Below are 14903 nucleotides of genomic sequence, written 5' to 3' on the forward strand. Positions count from 1 at the left end.
GATTTTTCATGACCCGTATCTGGACAGAAAGCGGCTTTGCCGAAAAGGACAACTGGATTATAGAGACCGAGGAGGTAAAGGCTGGCGAGGGTGAGCGTGCGCTCCTGCCGCTTGACGATTTTCTCCATGCCGTCGAGGAGACCAATGACATCGATCTCGGCGTTCTGGTCCGTCCTGCCGATGATGTGATGCGGCTCAAGTCCCATCTTGACCGGATTGCACTGATTGCGGTGCAGTTTCCCGCTTTCAACGATGGCCGCGGTTTCAGCCACGCCTCTCTGTTGCGCGAGCGCCTTGGCTATCAGGGCGAATTGCGCGCCGTGGGCGATGTGCTGATCGATCAGGTGCCATTGATGCTGCGCACCGGCTTTACCAGCTTTGCCGTGACGAATTCCGTGGCAATCCGTCGGCTGGAAGAGGGACGTCTGCCGGGCATCGATAACCACTATCAGCCTGCTGCACGACCGGCTTCGGCAGAGGGCGGTTTCAGCTGGCGCAGACGCAGTGTGGCCGGCTGATGGCGTGTGATCTCTGTCCGTAACGAAACAGGTCTTATGTGCCCGCCGAACGGCTGGTGTGCCGCATCCGGGCTTTCTCCCCAGCAGGACTGGGTGTATAGGAAGCCTCGATTGCGGGCGAAGACGAGATGCAAGGTTGAACTATCGATGAATGCTCCTGTGAGAACCGAACAAGCCGAACTGATCGTGCCGGAAGGCGTTTATGCCGAAACCGTGCTGAGCGTGACGCATTATACCGATCGCCTGTTCCGCTTCCGCATGACCCGCCCGCAAGGCTTCCGCTTCCGCTCCGGCGAATTTGCCATGATCGGCCTGATGGTCGGCGGCAAGCCGCTCTACCGCGCCTATTCAGTGGCCAGCCCCTCCTGGGATGAAGAGCTGGAATTCTTTTCGATCAAGGTGCCGGATGGACCTCTGACCCAGCATTTGCAGGCCATTCAGCCGGGCGACAAGGTGCTGATGCGCAAGAAACCGACCGGTACGCTGGTGCTTGATGCGCTGACGCCTGGCAAGCGGCTTTACATGTTCTCGACCGGAACCGGCATTGCCCCCTTTGCCAGCCTGATCCGTGACCCGGAAACCTATGAGAAATTCGAGGAGGTCATCCTCACCCATACCTGCCGCGATGTGGCCGAACTGAAATACGGTTTCGATCTGATCGACGAGATCCGCGGCGATGAAATGCTGAGCGAAATCGTCGGCGACAAGCTGAAGCATTATGCCACCGTCACCCGTGAGGATTATCCTTTCATGGGTCGCATCACCGATCTCATCGACAATGGCAAGATGTTTGCCGATCTCGGCGTGCCGCCACTCGATCCGCAGGTGGATCGTGGCATGATCTGCGGTTCGGCCGCCATGCTGAAAGACACCAAGCTGCTGCTGGAAAAGGCAGGTCTTAACGAAGGCGCCAATAACAAACCCGCCGAATTCGTTATTGAGCGCGCTTTCGTTGGCTGAGCCACAAGCATTTCCAGGGAAAGTGGATGCCCGGTTTCCCGTCCGGAAATGCGCAGAACAGAGAGCATTTCCGGAGGAAGCGGTTGCCAATTTTCTGTCCGGGACTGCCAGAAGCAAAGAGTTAGGGCTTTTCAGTGTTTTCGTGAAGGACTGAAAAGCCCTATGATTGCCTGATATGGCCGATGAGCGCGCGCATCGTCTCTTGCGCCTGGGCGTGGTCACGGCTTTTAACGGCACGAATGACAGCAATATGCATGGCCGCTGCGACATGAAGTTTGTCAACTGTTGCGCCAGCATACCAGATGCGGCGCGAGTGAGTTTGCAGCGGCTGGAGCGCCGAGATCAGAAAGCCGTTGGGACAGGCACTTTCCAGAACTTCATCAAAATACTTGTCAGCGCTGAGAAACGCATCCAGATCGCCCAGGCGGGAGGCATTTTCCATGGCGTCTGCGCATTCGTCCAGCGTCGTGCGTTGGTCGGCGGTGGCGTGTCTGGCTGCAAGAGAGGCAGCAAGCGGTTCCAATTCGGCGCGAACCATCATGATCTGTTGGTGATGTTCCGGATGAATGCGGCTGATGCGCAGGCCAACGCGGGGCCGCACTTCGATCAGCCCCTGCCATTGCAGTTTCTGGATGGCCTCACGCACCGGTGTACGTCCGTAACCCGCCATCAGGATCAGCTCCCGTTCCGTGATCGTGCTACCCGGCAGAAGCTTCAGCGTCACGATCATCTGTTCCAACTGGCGATAGGCAAGATGACTTAAGGACATTTGGTGCTGAGGCATAAATTCTCCGCAAAAAGGACTATCGTCCCGCTTTTTGAAAGGCCGTCATGCCCGCTTGCAATATCAGGTGCTATGCGTGCTGAAAACTGCGAATATCGTTAAAGTGCACGTTCTGAATGACGCTGCGAAGGTAGAACGTCAATATGTGTTCTCGATACTGTGCCTTTCCGCGGCTAAAATGACCTGCACGCGTTAAACAGGCACGAATGCAGCGTGGGGTTCTTTCCGTCATCGCAGGCAGGAGGCCGATCAAACAACGAAACATCAACAGCATTCGCGTCACTTTGAATCGCATTTTAATAAAACATTAACCATAACCTGAGCTTTTTAAGGTAAGTCTTTAACCATATTCGCATTTCTGCCATTTTGTCCCCATGATAATAAGGCATCGGCGTTTGCTTGAGGGATTGGTTTTGCGGGTACGGGTATTGGGTGGCCGCGTCGCGGTCCAAGTCTCAGTCTTGGTGCGATGATGGGTGTGCGTGTTTTGAAGCTGTCGAATTATGCGGTTGTCGGGTTCCGGCTTGCATCGCTGCTGTTTGCCGGCGTGGCTGTATCGTCCTGTGGTACGGCAGAGACCGGCAAGACGGCGTATCGCAAGCATGGCAAGGAATATTTCGCTGAATCCGCCTATGGCGTGAAGGCGAGCAAGCGTGTCGTTGAAAACGGACCGGTTCCCAAAGGTGGCGGTCGCCGTTTGATTGGCGATCCCTATACCGTGGCCGGAAAGGTCTATACCCCCCGGGAAAATCCCGGTTATGACAAGGTTGGCCTCGCCTCATGGTACGGTTCGGCATTTCATGGGCGCTATACTGCCAATGGTGAGATTTACGACCAGTACAGTATTTCTGCGGCCAGCCCGACCATGCCGTTGCCGAGCTATGCCCGTGTTACCAATCTGGACACAGGAAGTTCGTTGATCGTTCGCGTCAATGATCGCGGACCATTTCATCAGAACCGCCTGATCGATCTTTCCCAGCGCGCTGCCGAGCTTCTAGATGTGCGTGGCCACGGAACAGCGCATGTGCGGGTGAAATATGTCGGCCCGGCGCCGCTTGAGGGCAATGACGCGCCCTATATGCTGGCCTCTTATATCCACAAGGGTGATCGTGGTCCGCGCATTACCCCCGATGGCGGATATGGTTCCGATGTCATGGTGGCATCGAACAGCAATACCAATACGCTGGAAAATTTCTTTGATCGTCTCGGTGGTGGTTCTTCGAGGCCAACTCCGGTCCGAAGCGAGCGCGTGACCCATACTCGTTCGAGCAATGTGGAAGCGGTTGCCTATCGCAAACCTGCTTCGCAGCCGTCTATTCAGCCAAATCTCGTTGCTTCGGCCGATTTGCCGGTTCCGGTCGTGCGTCAGTCGCCATCGGTTCAGCGGGCGCCGTCTTCCCAACGCTGGCAGCCGTCTGCCGCCCCTGTTGCCGTGGCCCGTCAGCCGGTGCGCACTGCAGCTGTAGAACCTGTAGCGTATTCTGCACCCCGTGCTGCTGCAAGTTACAGAAGACCGGTGGAGCACAAGAGCTTTAATGCGCCCGCATCGAATGGCGGTCTTCCTCCTGGCTGGCACGTTGGTGCACAACCTGTTTCCTTCACAGGGTCAGGGGACGGCTGAAGTTTGGCTGGCATATAAGAGACCCCATTCACGATCACGCGGATGGGCTCTTTCTTCTCGTGAGAAGAGTTAGGGCACGTGCTGGTTGGTTGCGGCCTTTGTTTCTTGGAAATTTAAAGGTGAATTTTTTCCTGTTTAATGCGCCATTATGTTTTGCGTAGCAGGGAAAACGTTGCTCGATATACGACTGCATCACTCCTGAAATCGGGTAGGATTGAAGGTGAAAATGATGCAGCAGATGAAAAGCGTTACAATGATCTTTATGCGCCATATTTGGCGCACCGCGCTGTAAAGCGTATGGCGGCTTATCAGCCTCAGTCAACCTGCTTTAAGCCTTTGTTTTTTTGCATGTTCGTTATTGTTTTAGAGAGGACAATAAAACGCGACATGCTTTACCGCGTTCAACCGGTGACGAGTTAAAGGCGAAGGTTTATGGTCAATCTTCGGTTAATCATTTCCCATTACCATTATTTTAATTCGTGACGAATTCGTCGGTCCGTGAACGGATGCCGTCACGCTGTCGATTTTTGTGTTATCTCTTGTCTTTTCAGTGAGGTGCGGTCGTCGTCCTTGCTGACTGGCTCCAGTGTCGAAAGTTCCGAGTTCCCTATGTGGACACGTCATCATAAGAACAGAAAACTCGGACGTTTCGTCCTTCCCGCCGTTACCGTCGCTTTTGTTAGCTATTTCGGTTACCATTGTGTCCATGGCGAGTATGGGCTTGAAGCCGCCAAGAAATTCGATGCCTTGCGTATTGTGCGTAACGATGAGTTGGCGGCATTGGTCAAGAAGCGCAAACGGCTTGAAACGGCTGTCAAAATGCTCAGCGACGGATCTTTGGATAAAGATATGGTTGATGAAAAAGCACGATTCCAGCTTAACATGTCGCGCCCGGACGAGATTGTGATTTTCAATCGATAACCTCCTTTTTTGTAGGGGGTTCTGAATTAACTGAAATCTGGTTAATCTCAATAAATCAATAAAAATCAATTATTTATATTGAATGCTAGACTTGCATTTAATGCATTGCGGCCCGGGCGTTTCTTGCTTATGGTGTGTCACAACGACAAACCCTTGCAAAACCCAGGGAGGGATGAATGGCGCTTCGCAAAAATGCGTCTGCTTCAGGCCGCAAATCGTCGGCCAAATCGGCCAAGGATGAATTCGACGTCGGAGCTGTGGCGGAATTCGACCGCGACACGGAAATGAAGGCCTATCGCGAAATGCTGCTGATCCGGCGCTTTGAAGAAAAGGCCGGTCAGCTTTATGGCATGGGCTTCATCGGTGGTTTCTGTCACCTCTATATCGGTCAGGAAGCCGTTGTGGTCGGCATGCAGATGGCGCTGAAGGATGGTGATCAGGTCATCACCGGCTATCGCGATCACGGCCATATGCTGGCCTGCGGCATGAGCCCGCGCGGCGTGATGGCGGAGCTGACCGGCCGTCGCGGCGGCCTGTCCAAGGGCAAGGGCGGCTCCATGCACATGTTCTCGAAAGAGAAGAATTTCTATGGCGGTCACGGCATCGTCGGCGCGCAGGTCTCGCTCGGCACCGGTCTCGCTTTCGCCAACAAATATCGCGGCAATGACAATGTCTCGCTCGCCTATTTCGGCGATGGCGCGGCAAACCAGGGTCAGGTCTATGAGAGCTTCAATATGGCTCGCCTGTGGAACCTGCCGGTGATCTACATCATCGAAAACAACCGTTACGCCATGGGCACCTCGGTTGCCCGCGCATCGGCCCAGACGGATTTCTCCCAGCGTGGCGTCTCCTTCAACATTCCCGGTATGCAGGTGGATGGCATGGATGTGCGCGCCGTCAAGGCAGCAGCCGATCAGGCTGCCGAGCACTGCCGCGCGGGCAATGGTCCGGTCATTCTGGAAATGATGACCTATCGCTATCGTGGTCACTCCATGTCCGACCCGGCGAAATACCGCTCCAAGGATGAAGTGCAGAAGATGCGCTCCGAGCATGACCCGATCGAGCAGGTCAAGGCACGGCTGATGGAAAAGGGCTGGGCCAGCGAAGACGATCTCAAGGCCATCGACAAAGAGGTGCGTGACATCGTTTCCGATAGCGCCGATTTCGCCCAGGCCGATCCGGAGCCGGATGTATCCGAGCTCTACACCGATATTCTGCTCTAAGGCGAAAGGGAGGGTTAGCCCATGCCAGTCGATATTCTCATGCCCGCCCTTTCTCCCACCATGGAGGAAGGCACGCTTTCCAAATGGCTGAAGAAGGAAGGCGATAGCGTCAAATCCGGCGATGTGATCGCTGAAATCGAAACCGACAAGGCGACCATGGAAGTGGAAGCCGTGGATGAAGGCGTGATCGGCAAGCTGCTGATCGATGCCGGCACCGCCAATGTCAAGGTCAACACGGTTATCGCCGTGCTGTTGCAGGATGGTGAAAGCGCCGATGCCATCGGCACGTCCAAGGCGGCACCCGCAGCCAGTGAGCCTGCTGCCGCTGAGGCACCTGCACCTGCTGCGGCTCCGGTTCCGGCAGCTCCCAAGGCTGAAATGGCTTCCGATCCGGCCATTCCGGCAGGCACCGAAATGGTGACGATGACGGTGCGTGAAGCGCTGCGCGAAGCCATGGCCGAGGAAATGCGCGCCAATCCGGATGTCTTCATCATGGGTGAGGAAGTCGCCGAATATCAGGGCGCCTACAAGATCACGCAAGGGTTGTTGCAGGAATTCGGCCCGAACCGGGTTGTCGATACCCCGATCACCGAGCATGGCTTTGCCGGTATCGCTGTTGGCGCCGCCATGTCGGGTCTGCGCCCGATCGTCGAGTTCATGACTTTCAACTTCGCCATGCAGGCGATTGACCAGATCATCAACTCCGCCGCCAAGACGCTTTATATGTCCGGTGGTCAGATGGGTGCGCCCATGGTGTTCCGCGGTCCGAACGGGGCTGCTGCCCGCGTGGCCGCTCAGCACAGCCAGGATTACGGCGCATGGTACAGCCATGTTCCGGGCCTCAAGGTCATCCAGCCCTATACGGCTGCCGATGCCAAGGGTCTGTTGAAGGCTGCGATCCGCGATCCGAACCCGGTCATCTTCCTTGAAAACGAAATTCTCTACGGTCACTCGTTTGAAGTGCCGAAGATGGATGATTTCGTTCTGCCGATCGGCAAGGCCCGCATTCACAAGGCCGGCAAGGACGTCACCATGGTTTCCTGGGGTATTGGCATGACCTATGCCGTCAAGGCCGTGGAAGAGCTGACCGCTGCCGGGATCGATGTCGAGCTGATCGACCTTCGCACCCTGCGTCCGATGGACCTGCCGACCGTGATCGAATCGGTGAAGAAGACCGGCCGTCTGGTCACGGTGGAAGAAGGCTTCCCGCAGTCTTCCGTTGGCGACTTCATCGCCAATACCGTGCAGCGCGAGGCTTTCGATTATCTCGATGCGCCGATCATCTCGATTGCCGGCAAGGACGTGCCGATGCCCTATGCGGCCAATCTCGAAAAGCTCGCTCTGCCGAATGTCGGCGAAGTGGTCCAGGCCGTCAAAGCCGTCTGCTACAAGTAAGAGGAGGCGAGGCTCATGCCGATCAATATTACCATGCCTGCGCTTTCTCCGACCATGGAAGAAGGCAATCTGGCCAAATGGCTGGTCAAGGAAGGCGATACGGTTAAATCCGGCGATGTGATCGCCGAGATCGAAACCGACAAGGCGACCATGGAAGTGGAAGCCGTGGACGAAGGCGTCGTGGCGAAACTGGTCGTGCCGGCTGGAACGCAGGCTGTGAAGGTCAATTCGCTCATCGCCATTCTGGCGGCTGACGGCGAAGATGTTGCCGCAGCGGCTGCCGCCGGTGGTGCCGCACCCGCGAAGGCCGAGGCTCCCAAGGCTGAAGCCCCTGCTCAAAAGGCAGAGGCTCCGGCACCGGCCCAGGCCGCGACCCCGGCTCCACAGGCTGCCGCTCCGGCGGCAACCTCCGGTGAGCGCGTCTTCTCGTCGCCGCTTGCCCGCCGTCTGGCGAAGGAAGCCGGTCTCGATATCAAGGCGATTTCCGGCACCGGCCCCAAGGGTCGTGTGGTGAAAAGCGATGTCGAAAAGGCAGTCTCCGGCGGCACAGCCAAGCCTGCCGCGGCACCGGCTTCCGCACCTGCCGCTGCTGCTCAACCGGCAATGGCCAAGGGTCCGTCGGAAGAGGCCGTGCTCAAGCTGTTCGAGCCGGGCTCCTACGAGCTTGTGCCGCATGACGGCATGCGCAAGACCATTGCCAAGCGCCTGCAGGAATCGAAGCAGACCATTCCGCATTTCTACGTCACCGTGGATTGCGAACTGGATGCTCTCTTGGCGCTGCGCGCCCAGCTCAACGCTTCTGCGCCGCAGAAGGATGGCAAGCCGGTCTACAAGCTCTCGGTCAATGACATGGTGATCAAGGCCATGGCGCTGGCGCTGCGCGATGTGCCGGATGCCAATGTCTCGTGGACCGACACCAATATGGTCAAGCACAAAAACGTTGATGTCGGCGTGGCTGTGGCCATTCCGGGCGGATTGATCACCCCGATCATCCGCAAGGCCGAACTGAAGACGCTGTCTGCCATCTCCAACGAGATGAAGGATCTCGGCAAGCGCGCGAAAGAGCGCAAGCTGAAGCCTGAAGAGTATCAGGGCGGCACCACGGCTGTCTCCAACATGGGCATGATGGGCGTCAAGCAGTTTGCCGCCGTCGTCAACCCGCCGCACTCCACCATTCTCGCCATCGGCGCGGGTGAAGAGCGCGTTGTGGTGAAAAACGGCGAGATGAAGGTGGCCAATGTCATGACCGTGACGCTCTCCACTGACCATCGCTCCGTCGATGGCGCTCTGGGTGCTGAACTGATCGGCGCCTTCAAGGGCTACATCGAAAACCCGATGGGCATGCTGGTCTGATGAGATCGGGAGAGGCGGCGTCCGCTGCCTCTCCGCTCGTTTTCGGGAGGTGTAGCGCGCATGAAAACCGTTCTTGCATACGGCGACAGCCTGACCTGGGGCTATGACCCGGTCCATCTGGGCCGTCACGCCTATGAGGATCGCTGGACCAGCGTCTTGCAAAAATCGCTCGGTCACGGTGTTCGGGTGATTGCCGAGGGCTTGAACGGGCGCACCACCGCCTATGACGACCATCTGGCGGATTGCGAGCGCAATGGTGCAAAACTTCTGCCCAGTGTTCTGGCAACGCATAAGCCGCTCGATCTCGTCATCATCATGCTCGGCACCAATGATCTGAAACGCGGCATTCAGGGCACGGCGATTGCCGCGACCAATGGGGTGAAGCGTCTGGTCAAGCTGGTTCATCATCATGACTGGGGTTTCGATTTTGAAACGCCCGATGTGCTGATCGTTGCGCCGCCGCCGACCTGCGAAACCGCCCATGGCCTGTTCGGTCCGCTGTTCAATCATGCGCTCGAAGAGGCAGCGATGCTGGCGAGCCTTTATCGCGATGCAGCCGATGAGCTGGGGTGCAGTTTTTACGATGCCGGTTCGGTGGCGAAGACCACGGCCCTCGACGGCATTCATCTCGATGCCGACAACACCCGCGCCATCGGGCGCGGTCTGGAGTCCGTGGTGCGCATGATGCTTGGCCTGTGATGTGCTTTGCAGGGGCATGACGGATTGATTGGTGTCAAAGGATAAACCGCGTGTGAAGGGTAACATGCTGTCGTAGCCTTGAGGGGAGATGACATCATGGCCAACACACCGCATGAACTGGCAGAGGAATTTCCGCAATTTGTCGCATTGATACGGCATCTCAAAGAAACGGACGGTCATTTCGCCCGCCTTCATGACGCCTATCACGAGATAAACCGGCAGATTCACCGCGCCGAAACCGATATCGAGCCGCTCGATGACTTCCATATGGAAGATCTGAGGAAGCAACGGATGCGGCTCAAGGATGAAATTTACGGGATGCTGGTTCGTCACGAACCGGAGGCCGAGACACCGGCGGTTTGAGCCGGGCGCGCTTCCCATCCCGTCACGGGCAGACTGTCACAGGTCTGTCTCAAGAAAACCGAGGAGTGGAAGCGCCCATGTCGAATGCTTATGACGTCATCATCATCGGCTCCGGTCCGGGGGGCTATGTCACGGCCATCCGGTCGGCCCAGCTTGGCCTGAAGACCGCCATTGTCGAGCGCGAGCATCTGGGTGGCATCTGCCTCAACTGGGGCTGTATCCCCACCAAGGCGCTGTTGCGCTCGGCGGAAATTCTCGATCACGCCAACCACGCCAAGAGCTTTGGTCTGACGCTGAATGGCACGATGACGGCAGACGTCAAGGATGTCGTCGCCCGCTCGCGTGGCGTCTCCGCCCGCTTGAACGGTGGCGTCGCCTTCCTGATGAAGAAGAACAAGATCGACGTCATCTGGGGCGAGGCCAAGCTGACCAAGGCGAATGAAATCGTCGTCGGCAAATCCACAAAGCCGGTCGTCGAGCCGCAGAACCCGGTTCCGAAGGGTGTTCTGGGTGAGGGCACTTATAGCGCCAAGCATATCATCGTCGCCACGGGCGCACGTCCGCGCGCTCTGCCGGGCATCGAGCCGGATGGCAAGCTGATCTGGACCTATTTCGAAGCGATGAAGCCGGATTTCATGCCGAAATCGCTGGTCGTCATGGGCTCGGGCGCGATCGGCATTGAGTTCGCCTCCTTCTATCGCTCCATGGGCGTCGATGTGACGGTGGTGGAAGTCATGCCGCAGATCATGCCGGTGGAAGATGCGGAAATCTCTGCCATGGCCCGCAAGCAGCTGGAAAAGCGGGGCATGAAGATCATCACCGAAGCCAAGGTGTCGAAGGTCGAGAAGGGCGCTAATTCCATCACCGCCCATGTCGAAACCAAGGACGGCAAGGTGCAACAGATTACCGCGGATCGTCTGATCTCGGCGGTCGGCGTGCAGGGCAATATCGAAAATCTCGGCCTTGAGGCACTGGGCGTCAAGACGGATCGCGGCTGCATCGTCATCGACGGCTACGGCAAGACCAATGTGCCCGGCCTCTATGCCATCGGCGACGTTGCCGGTCCGCCGATGCTTGCTCACAAGGCCGAGCATGAGGGCGTGATCTGCGTTGAGAAGATTGCGGGCGTTCCTGGCGTTCACCCGATGGACAAGGCCAAGATCCCCGGCTGCACCTATTGCAATCCGCAGGTCGCCTCGGTTGGCCTGACGGAAGCGAAGGCCAAGTCAGAGGGCCGCGATATCCGCGTCGGTCGCTATTCCTTCGGCGCCAACGGCAAGGCGATTGCGCTGGGCGAAGATCAGGGCATGATCAAGGTCATCTTCGACAAGAAGTCGGGCGAGCTGATCGGCGCGCATATGGTCGGTGCAGAAGTCACCGAACTCATTCAGGGCTTCGTCGTGGCCATGAACCTCGAAACCACTGAGGAAGAGTTGATGCACACCATCTTCCCGCATCCGACACTGTCGGAAATGATGAAGGAAGCCGTGCTCGACGCCTATGGCAAAGTCCTCAATGCTTAAGATTGCCTGATGAAGCCCGGCCTACTATATAGGGGCCGGGTTTATGCTTGAGGCGAGGGCGATTGCATGGAAAATGTCGGCTGGTTGACGGCGATTATCGTGGGCGGGTTGGCCGGGTGGCTGGCGGGAAAGCTCATGGATATGCGTTTCGGCATTTTCATGAATATCATCATCGGCATTGTCGGTTCGGTGATTGCCAATGCCATCCTGCGGCGTTTCGACATCTTCGTCGCAGGCGACTGGCTGGGCTATCTGATCACCAGTTTCATCGGCGGCTGCATTCTGCTGTTCGTCGCCAAGCTGGTTCGCAAGTAGAGCATTTCCGGGAAACTATAAGCGGTTTTTCCTCCGGAAATGCATAAAGCAATCAATTGCATCATATCCGGTGACCTCATGCGCACGGGATATGATGCAGGTTTTGAAGGTCGCCTTTTGGCGGCAAAGGACACCACGATGGTTACCATCCTCGATAGAACCCAGCCGGGCGAAAAGCGCGTCCGTCACCCGGAAAAGGCCCATAAGCCTGATACGGAAGTGTTGCGCAAACCGGAATGGATCAGGGTCAAGGCGCCCACCTCCAAGGGCTATCAGGAAACCCGTGACCTCGTGCGCTCCCACAAGCTGGTGACGGTCTGCGAGGAAGCGGGCTGCCCGAATATCGGCGAATGCTGGGACAAGAAGCACGCCACCTTCATGATCATGGGTGAAATCTGCACCCGCGCCTGCGCCTTCTGCAATGTCGCCACCGGCAAGCCGAATGCGCTGGACCGGGAAGAGCCCGAGAATGTCGCCAAGGCGGTGAAGCAGATGGGGCTTTCCCATGTCGTCATCACCTCGGTTGACCGCGACGATCTGGCTGATGGCGGTGCGGAGCATTTCGAGCAGGTGATCTGGGCGATCCGTGCGGCCTCGCCCGAAACCACGATTGAAATTCTCACCCCCGATTTTCTGAAAAAGCCCGGTGCGCTGGAGCGCGTGGTTGCCGCCAAGCCGGATGTGTTCAACCACAATATGGAAACCGTGCCCGGCAATTACCTGACGGTGCGTCCCGGTGCGCGCTATTTCCACTCCATCCGCCTGCTGCAACGGGTGAAGGAGCTGGACCCGACCATGTTTACCAAATCCGGCATCATGGTCGGCCTTGGCGAAGAGCGCAACGAAGTGCTGCAATTGATGGACGACCTGCGCACCGCAGATGTCGATTTCCTCACCATCGGCCAATATCTTCAGCCCACCCGCAAGCACCACAAGGTGGAGCGTTTCGTCACGCCGGAAGAGTTCAAATCCTATGAGGATATTGCCTATACCAAGGGTTTCCTCATGGTCTCGTCCAGCCCGCTCACCCGCTCGTCGCATCATGCGGGCGATGATTTTGCCCGGCTGAAGGCCAACCGGGAAAAGCTGCTCGCAGCCGGTTGAGGCAAAATACAGTGTTTTGGTAAAAGGGCGCCTCGTTCTCAGGCGCCCTTTTCAGTTATAACGTCTTTTGGTGGCGTGACAGCATCAACAGCGTGATTGCGGAAAGCGCCGATGCGCCCATCATATACCAGGCGACGGACGCCGCATTGCCGGTGGCGGCCACCAGCCATGCGGTGATGACCGGGGTCAGCGCGCTGCCCAGCACACCCGCCAGCATGTAGCAGATGGAAAGCCCGGTATAGCGCACGCCGGTGTCGAACAATTCGGCGAGAAAGGTGGCAATCGGGCCGAAATTGGCGGCAAAGGCCGTCATCATCAGCACGAAACCGAGAAGGGCGCCGAACGTGCCACCCTTGTCCATCAGCCAGAACATCGGAAAGGCAAACAGGATTTCAGCGATGATCCCGGCCATGATCACCGTTTTACGGCCAATCCTGTCCGATAGCCTGCCAAACAGCGGCAGCAGCGGCACGCAGATGGCGCAGGCAATCAGGATCATCGTCAGCACCTCCTGTTTTGGCAGTTTCAGCGTCTGCGTTCCATAGGAGAGGCCGAAAACGGCAATCAGGTTGAAGGTCGAGCCGATGGACAGCGTAGCAAAGCCGCCAAGCAGCACGGTGGCCCATCTTGTCTGAAACAGATCGGTCAGCGGAATGCGGTGGCTCTGCGCCTGTCTGGCGTGCTGGCGAAAGGCCGGCGTTTCCATGACGGTAAGACGGATATAAAGTCCGATGGCGACAAGGATGACGCTGACCAGAAAGGGAATGCGCCAGCCCCAGGCGAGAAACGTCTCCGGTGACAAGACCGATGACATGACAAGAAAAGCCGCATTGGCAATGAAGGTGCCAGCCGGAACGCCGATCTGCACCCAGGAGCCGTAAAGCCCGCGCCGATCCTGCGGCGCATATTCAACAGCCAGCAGCACCGCGCCGCCCCATTCGCCCCCCAGCGCCAGCCCTTGCAGCAGTCTGAGAACGACCAGCAGGATGGGCGACCATATGCCGATCTCCGCATAGGTTGGCAAAAGGCCGATACAGAAGGTGGCCAGTCCCATCAGGCTGAGCGAGATCATCAGCGTCGATTTCCGCCCCAGCCGGTCGCCGAAATGGCCGAAGAGGGCAGCACCCACCATGCGCGACAGATAGGCCGAGGCAAAGGTGCTGAAGGCGAGCAACGTGCCGGTCAACGGATCGACGCTTGGGAAAAACACCTTGTTGAACACCAGCGCCGAGGCCGTTGCAAAGATGAAGAGATCGTACCACTCGATTGTGGTGCCGATCACGCTCGCCAGCATAATGCGGATCAGGCTGCGGCTCGGCCCGGAGCCGGCGTCGGAGAGCGCCTTGTCGGCAGAGGGAAAGGGCATGAATTCCTCCATGTTAAAATACTATTGTTCTTGAATAACATAGCAAAATTTTTCTTTAAGCTATCATGCGATAACAGACGCTGCCACCAACCGGAAATAACAGATGCCAATTGCGCGTGAGAGCCGTTTTCGCCGATGTTATTGCCTGCTAGAACGCTGCCAGACCCATGAGGAACCCGGCAATGGCAAGCTTTGTGACGAATATGAAGGACGCTGCGTCACGGCTTGCCAGAAGCCGCCGCATCATGGTGGCAGGCTGTTCCGGCAGCGGCAAATCCACCCTGTCACAGGCTTTGTGCAGTCGGTTAGATCTCACTTACATTTCCATGGATCGCGATGTCTTCTGGATGCCCGGCTGGCAGTTGCGCCCGCGTGAAGAGGCGACGCAGCGTATTGCGGCCTATGCGGCGCGCGAGCGCTGGATCATCGACGGCAACAGTCCCCGCACGATGGGGCTACGTCTTGCCCGCGCCGATCTGGTCATCTGGATGCGTCCGCCGCGCCATGTTTCCGTCTATGGCATTTTATCCCGCTGGCTGAAACATCGCGGCACGGTGCGGCCGGAAATGGCGGAAGGCTGCCCGGAAAAAATCGACTGGGATTTTTTCAAATATGTCTGGAATTTCGAGAAAAACGAAGTGCCGCAGTTTCTCGAGCAGTTTGAAAAGGCCCGAGACGATCTGCCGATCATTGTCGTAACGTCTCGGAAACAGAGTGTAGACCTTCTATCGGAATTGGCCAAAATTCGCCCGTGAGGT

The 14903-nt window shown here is 57.4% G+C and carries 15 protein-coding genes; 13 read left to right on the forward strand and 2 right to left on the reverse strand.

Translation table 11 applies throughout. From position 1 onward, the window contains the following. The first annotated feature begins 8 nt into the window (after nt 1–8). Together NAC44_RS11000 and NAC44_RS11005 are read left to right on the forward strand one after the other, a co-directional pair. Nucleotides 9–518 (forward strand): DUF934 domain-containing protein, encoded by a 510-nt coding sequence (locus NAC44_RS11000; protein ID WP_250940737.1) that lies wholly within the window; start codon nt 9–11, stop codon nt 516–518. 147 nt (nt 519–665) lie between these two features. Beyond that, nucleotides 666–1478 carry a ferredoxin--NADP reductase gene (locus NAC44_RS11005; protein ID WP_250940739.1) on the forward strand — a complete coding sequence of 271 codons (813 nt, stop codon included), beginning with the start codon at nt 666–668 and terminating at the stop codon, nt 1476–1478. Between the two features lie 160 nt (nt 1479–1638). On the opposite strand, the gene NAC44_RS11010 is transcribed toward NAC44_RS11005, so the two are convergent. Continuing rightward, complete coding sequence (locus tag NAC44_RS11010; protein WP_250940742.1) at nt 1639–2262, reverse strand: GntR family transcriptional regulator; 624 nt, start codon at nt 2260–2262, stop codon at nt 1639–1641. A 472-nt stretch (nt 2263–2734) separates the two neighbouring features. Between NAC44_RS11010 and NAC44_RS11015 the strand changes: the two genes are divergently transcribed. The 10 genes from NAC44_RS11015 (at nt 2735) to lipA (ending at nt 12779) form a co-directional block, all read left to right on the forward strand. Continuing rightward, a complete protein-coding gene (locus NAC44_RS11015; protein WP_250940744.1) occupies nt 2735–3883 on the forward strand; it encodes a septal ring lytic transglycosylase RlpA family protein in 1149 nt (382 codons plus the stop codon). A 609-nt stretch (nt 3884–4492) separates the two neighbouring features. Next, nucleotides 4493–4804: an FtsB family cell division protein gene (locus NAC44_RS11020; protein ID WP_250940746.1), complete on the forward strand. Its 312-nt coding sequence runs from the start codon at nt 4493–4495 to the stop codon at nt 4802–4804. A 176-nt stretch (nt 4805–4980) separates the two neighbouring features. Further along, a complete protein-coding gene (pdhA, locus tag NAC44_RS11025) occupies nt 4981–6027 on the forward strand; it encodes a pyruvate dehydrogenase (acetyl-transferring) E1 component subunit alpha (RefSeq protein WP_250940748.1) in 1047 nt (348 codons plus the stop codon). Between the two features lie 21 nt (nt 6028–6048). Further along, the gene (locus tag NAC44_RS11030; protein ID WP_250940750.1) at nt 6049–7422 is read left to right on the forward strand and encodes a pyruvate dehydrogenase complex E1 component subunit beta; all 1374 of its coding nucleotides are present in this window, start codon (nt 6049–6051) and stop codon (nt 7420–7422) included. 15 nt (nt 7423–7437) lie between these two features. Further along, a complete protein-coding gene (locus NAC44_RS11035) occupies nt 7438–8775 on the forward strand; it encodes a pyruvate dehydrogenase complex dihydrolipoamide acetyltransferase (RefSeq protein WP_250940752.1) in 1338 nt (445 codons plus the stop codon). 60 nt (nt 8776–8835) lie between these two features. Then, the gene (locus NAC44_RS11040) at nt 8836–9474 is read left to right on the forward strand and encodes an SGNH/GDSL hydrolase family protein (protein WP_250940754.1); all 639 of its coding nucleotides are present in this window, start codon (nt 8836–8838) and stop codon (nt 9472–9474) included. Between the two features lie 96 nt (nt 9475–9570). Then, a complete protein-coding gene (locus tag NAC44_RS11045; protein WP_250940757.1) occupies nt 9571–9837 on the forward strand; it encodes an HP1242/YdcH family protein in 267 nt (88 codons plus the stop codon). A 77-nt stretch (nt 9838–9914) separates the two neighbouring features. Continuing rightward, the gene (gene lpdA / locus NAC44_RS11050) at nt 9915–11360 is read left to right on the forward strand and encodes a dihydrolipoyl dehydrogenase (RefSeq protein WP_250940759.1); all 1446 of its coding nucleotides are present in this window, start codon (nt 9915–9917) and stop codon (nt 11358–11360) included. Nucleotides 11361–11426: 66 nt separating this feature from the next. After that, nucleotides 11427–11675 (forward strand): GlsB/YeaQ/YmgE family stress response membrane protein, encoded by a 249-nt coding sequence (locus tag NAC44_RS11055; RefSeq protein ID WP_250940760.1) that lies wholly within the window; start codon nt 11427–11429, stop codon nt 11673–11675. Between the two features lie 138 nt (nt 11676–11813). Continuing rightward, complete coding sequence (lipA, locus tag NAC44_RS11060; RefSeq protein WP_250940762.1) at nt 11814–12779, forward strand: lipoyl synthase; 966 nt, start codon at nt 11814–11816, stop codon at nt 12777–12779. Between the two features lie 55 nt (nt 12780–12834). Here lipA and NAC44_RS11065 read toward each other — a convergent pair whose 3' ends face one another. Next, on the reverse strand, nt 12835–14145 hold the full coding sequence (locus NAC44_RS11065; protein ID WP_250940764.1) for an MFS transporter: 1311 nt from the start codon (nt 14143–14145) through the stop codon (nt 12835–12837). Between the two features lie 203 nt (nt 14146–14348). On the opposite strand from NAC44_RS11065, the gene NAC44_RS11070 reads away from it, so the two are divergent. After that, on the forward strand, nt 14349–14900 hold the full coding sequence (locus NAC44_RS11070; protein ID WP_250941089.1) for a P-loop NTPase family protein: 552 nt from the start codon (nt 14349–14351) through the stop codon (nt 14898–14900). Nucleotides 14901–14903 lie beyond the last annotated feature (3 nt).

The sequence above is a fragment of the Allorhizobium sonneratiae genome, from assembly GCF_023700755.1.
GTDB lineage: Bacteria > Pseudomonadota > Alphaproteobacteria > Rhizobiales > Rhizobiaceae > Allorhizobium > Allorhizobium sonneratiae.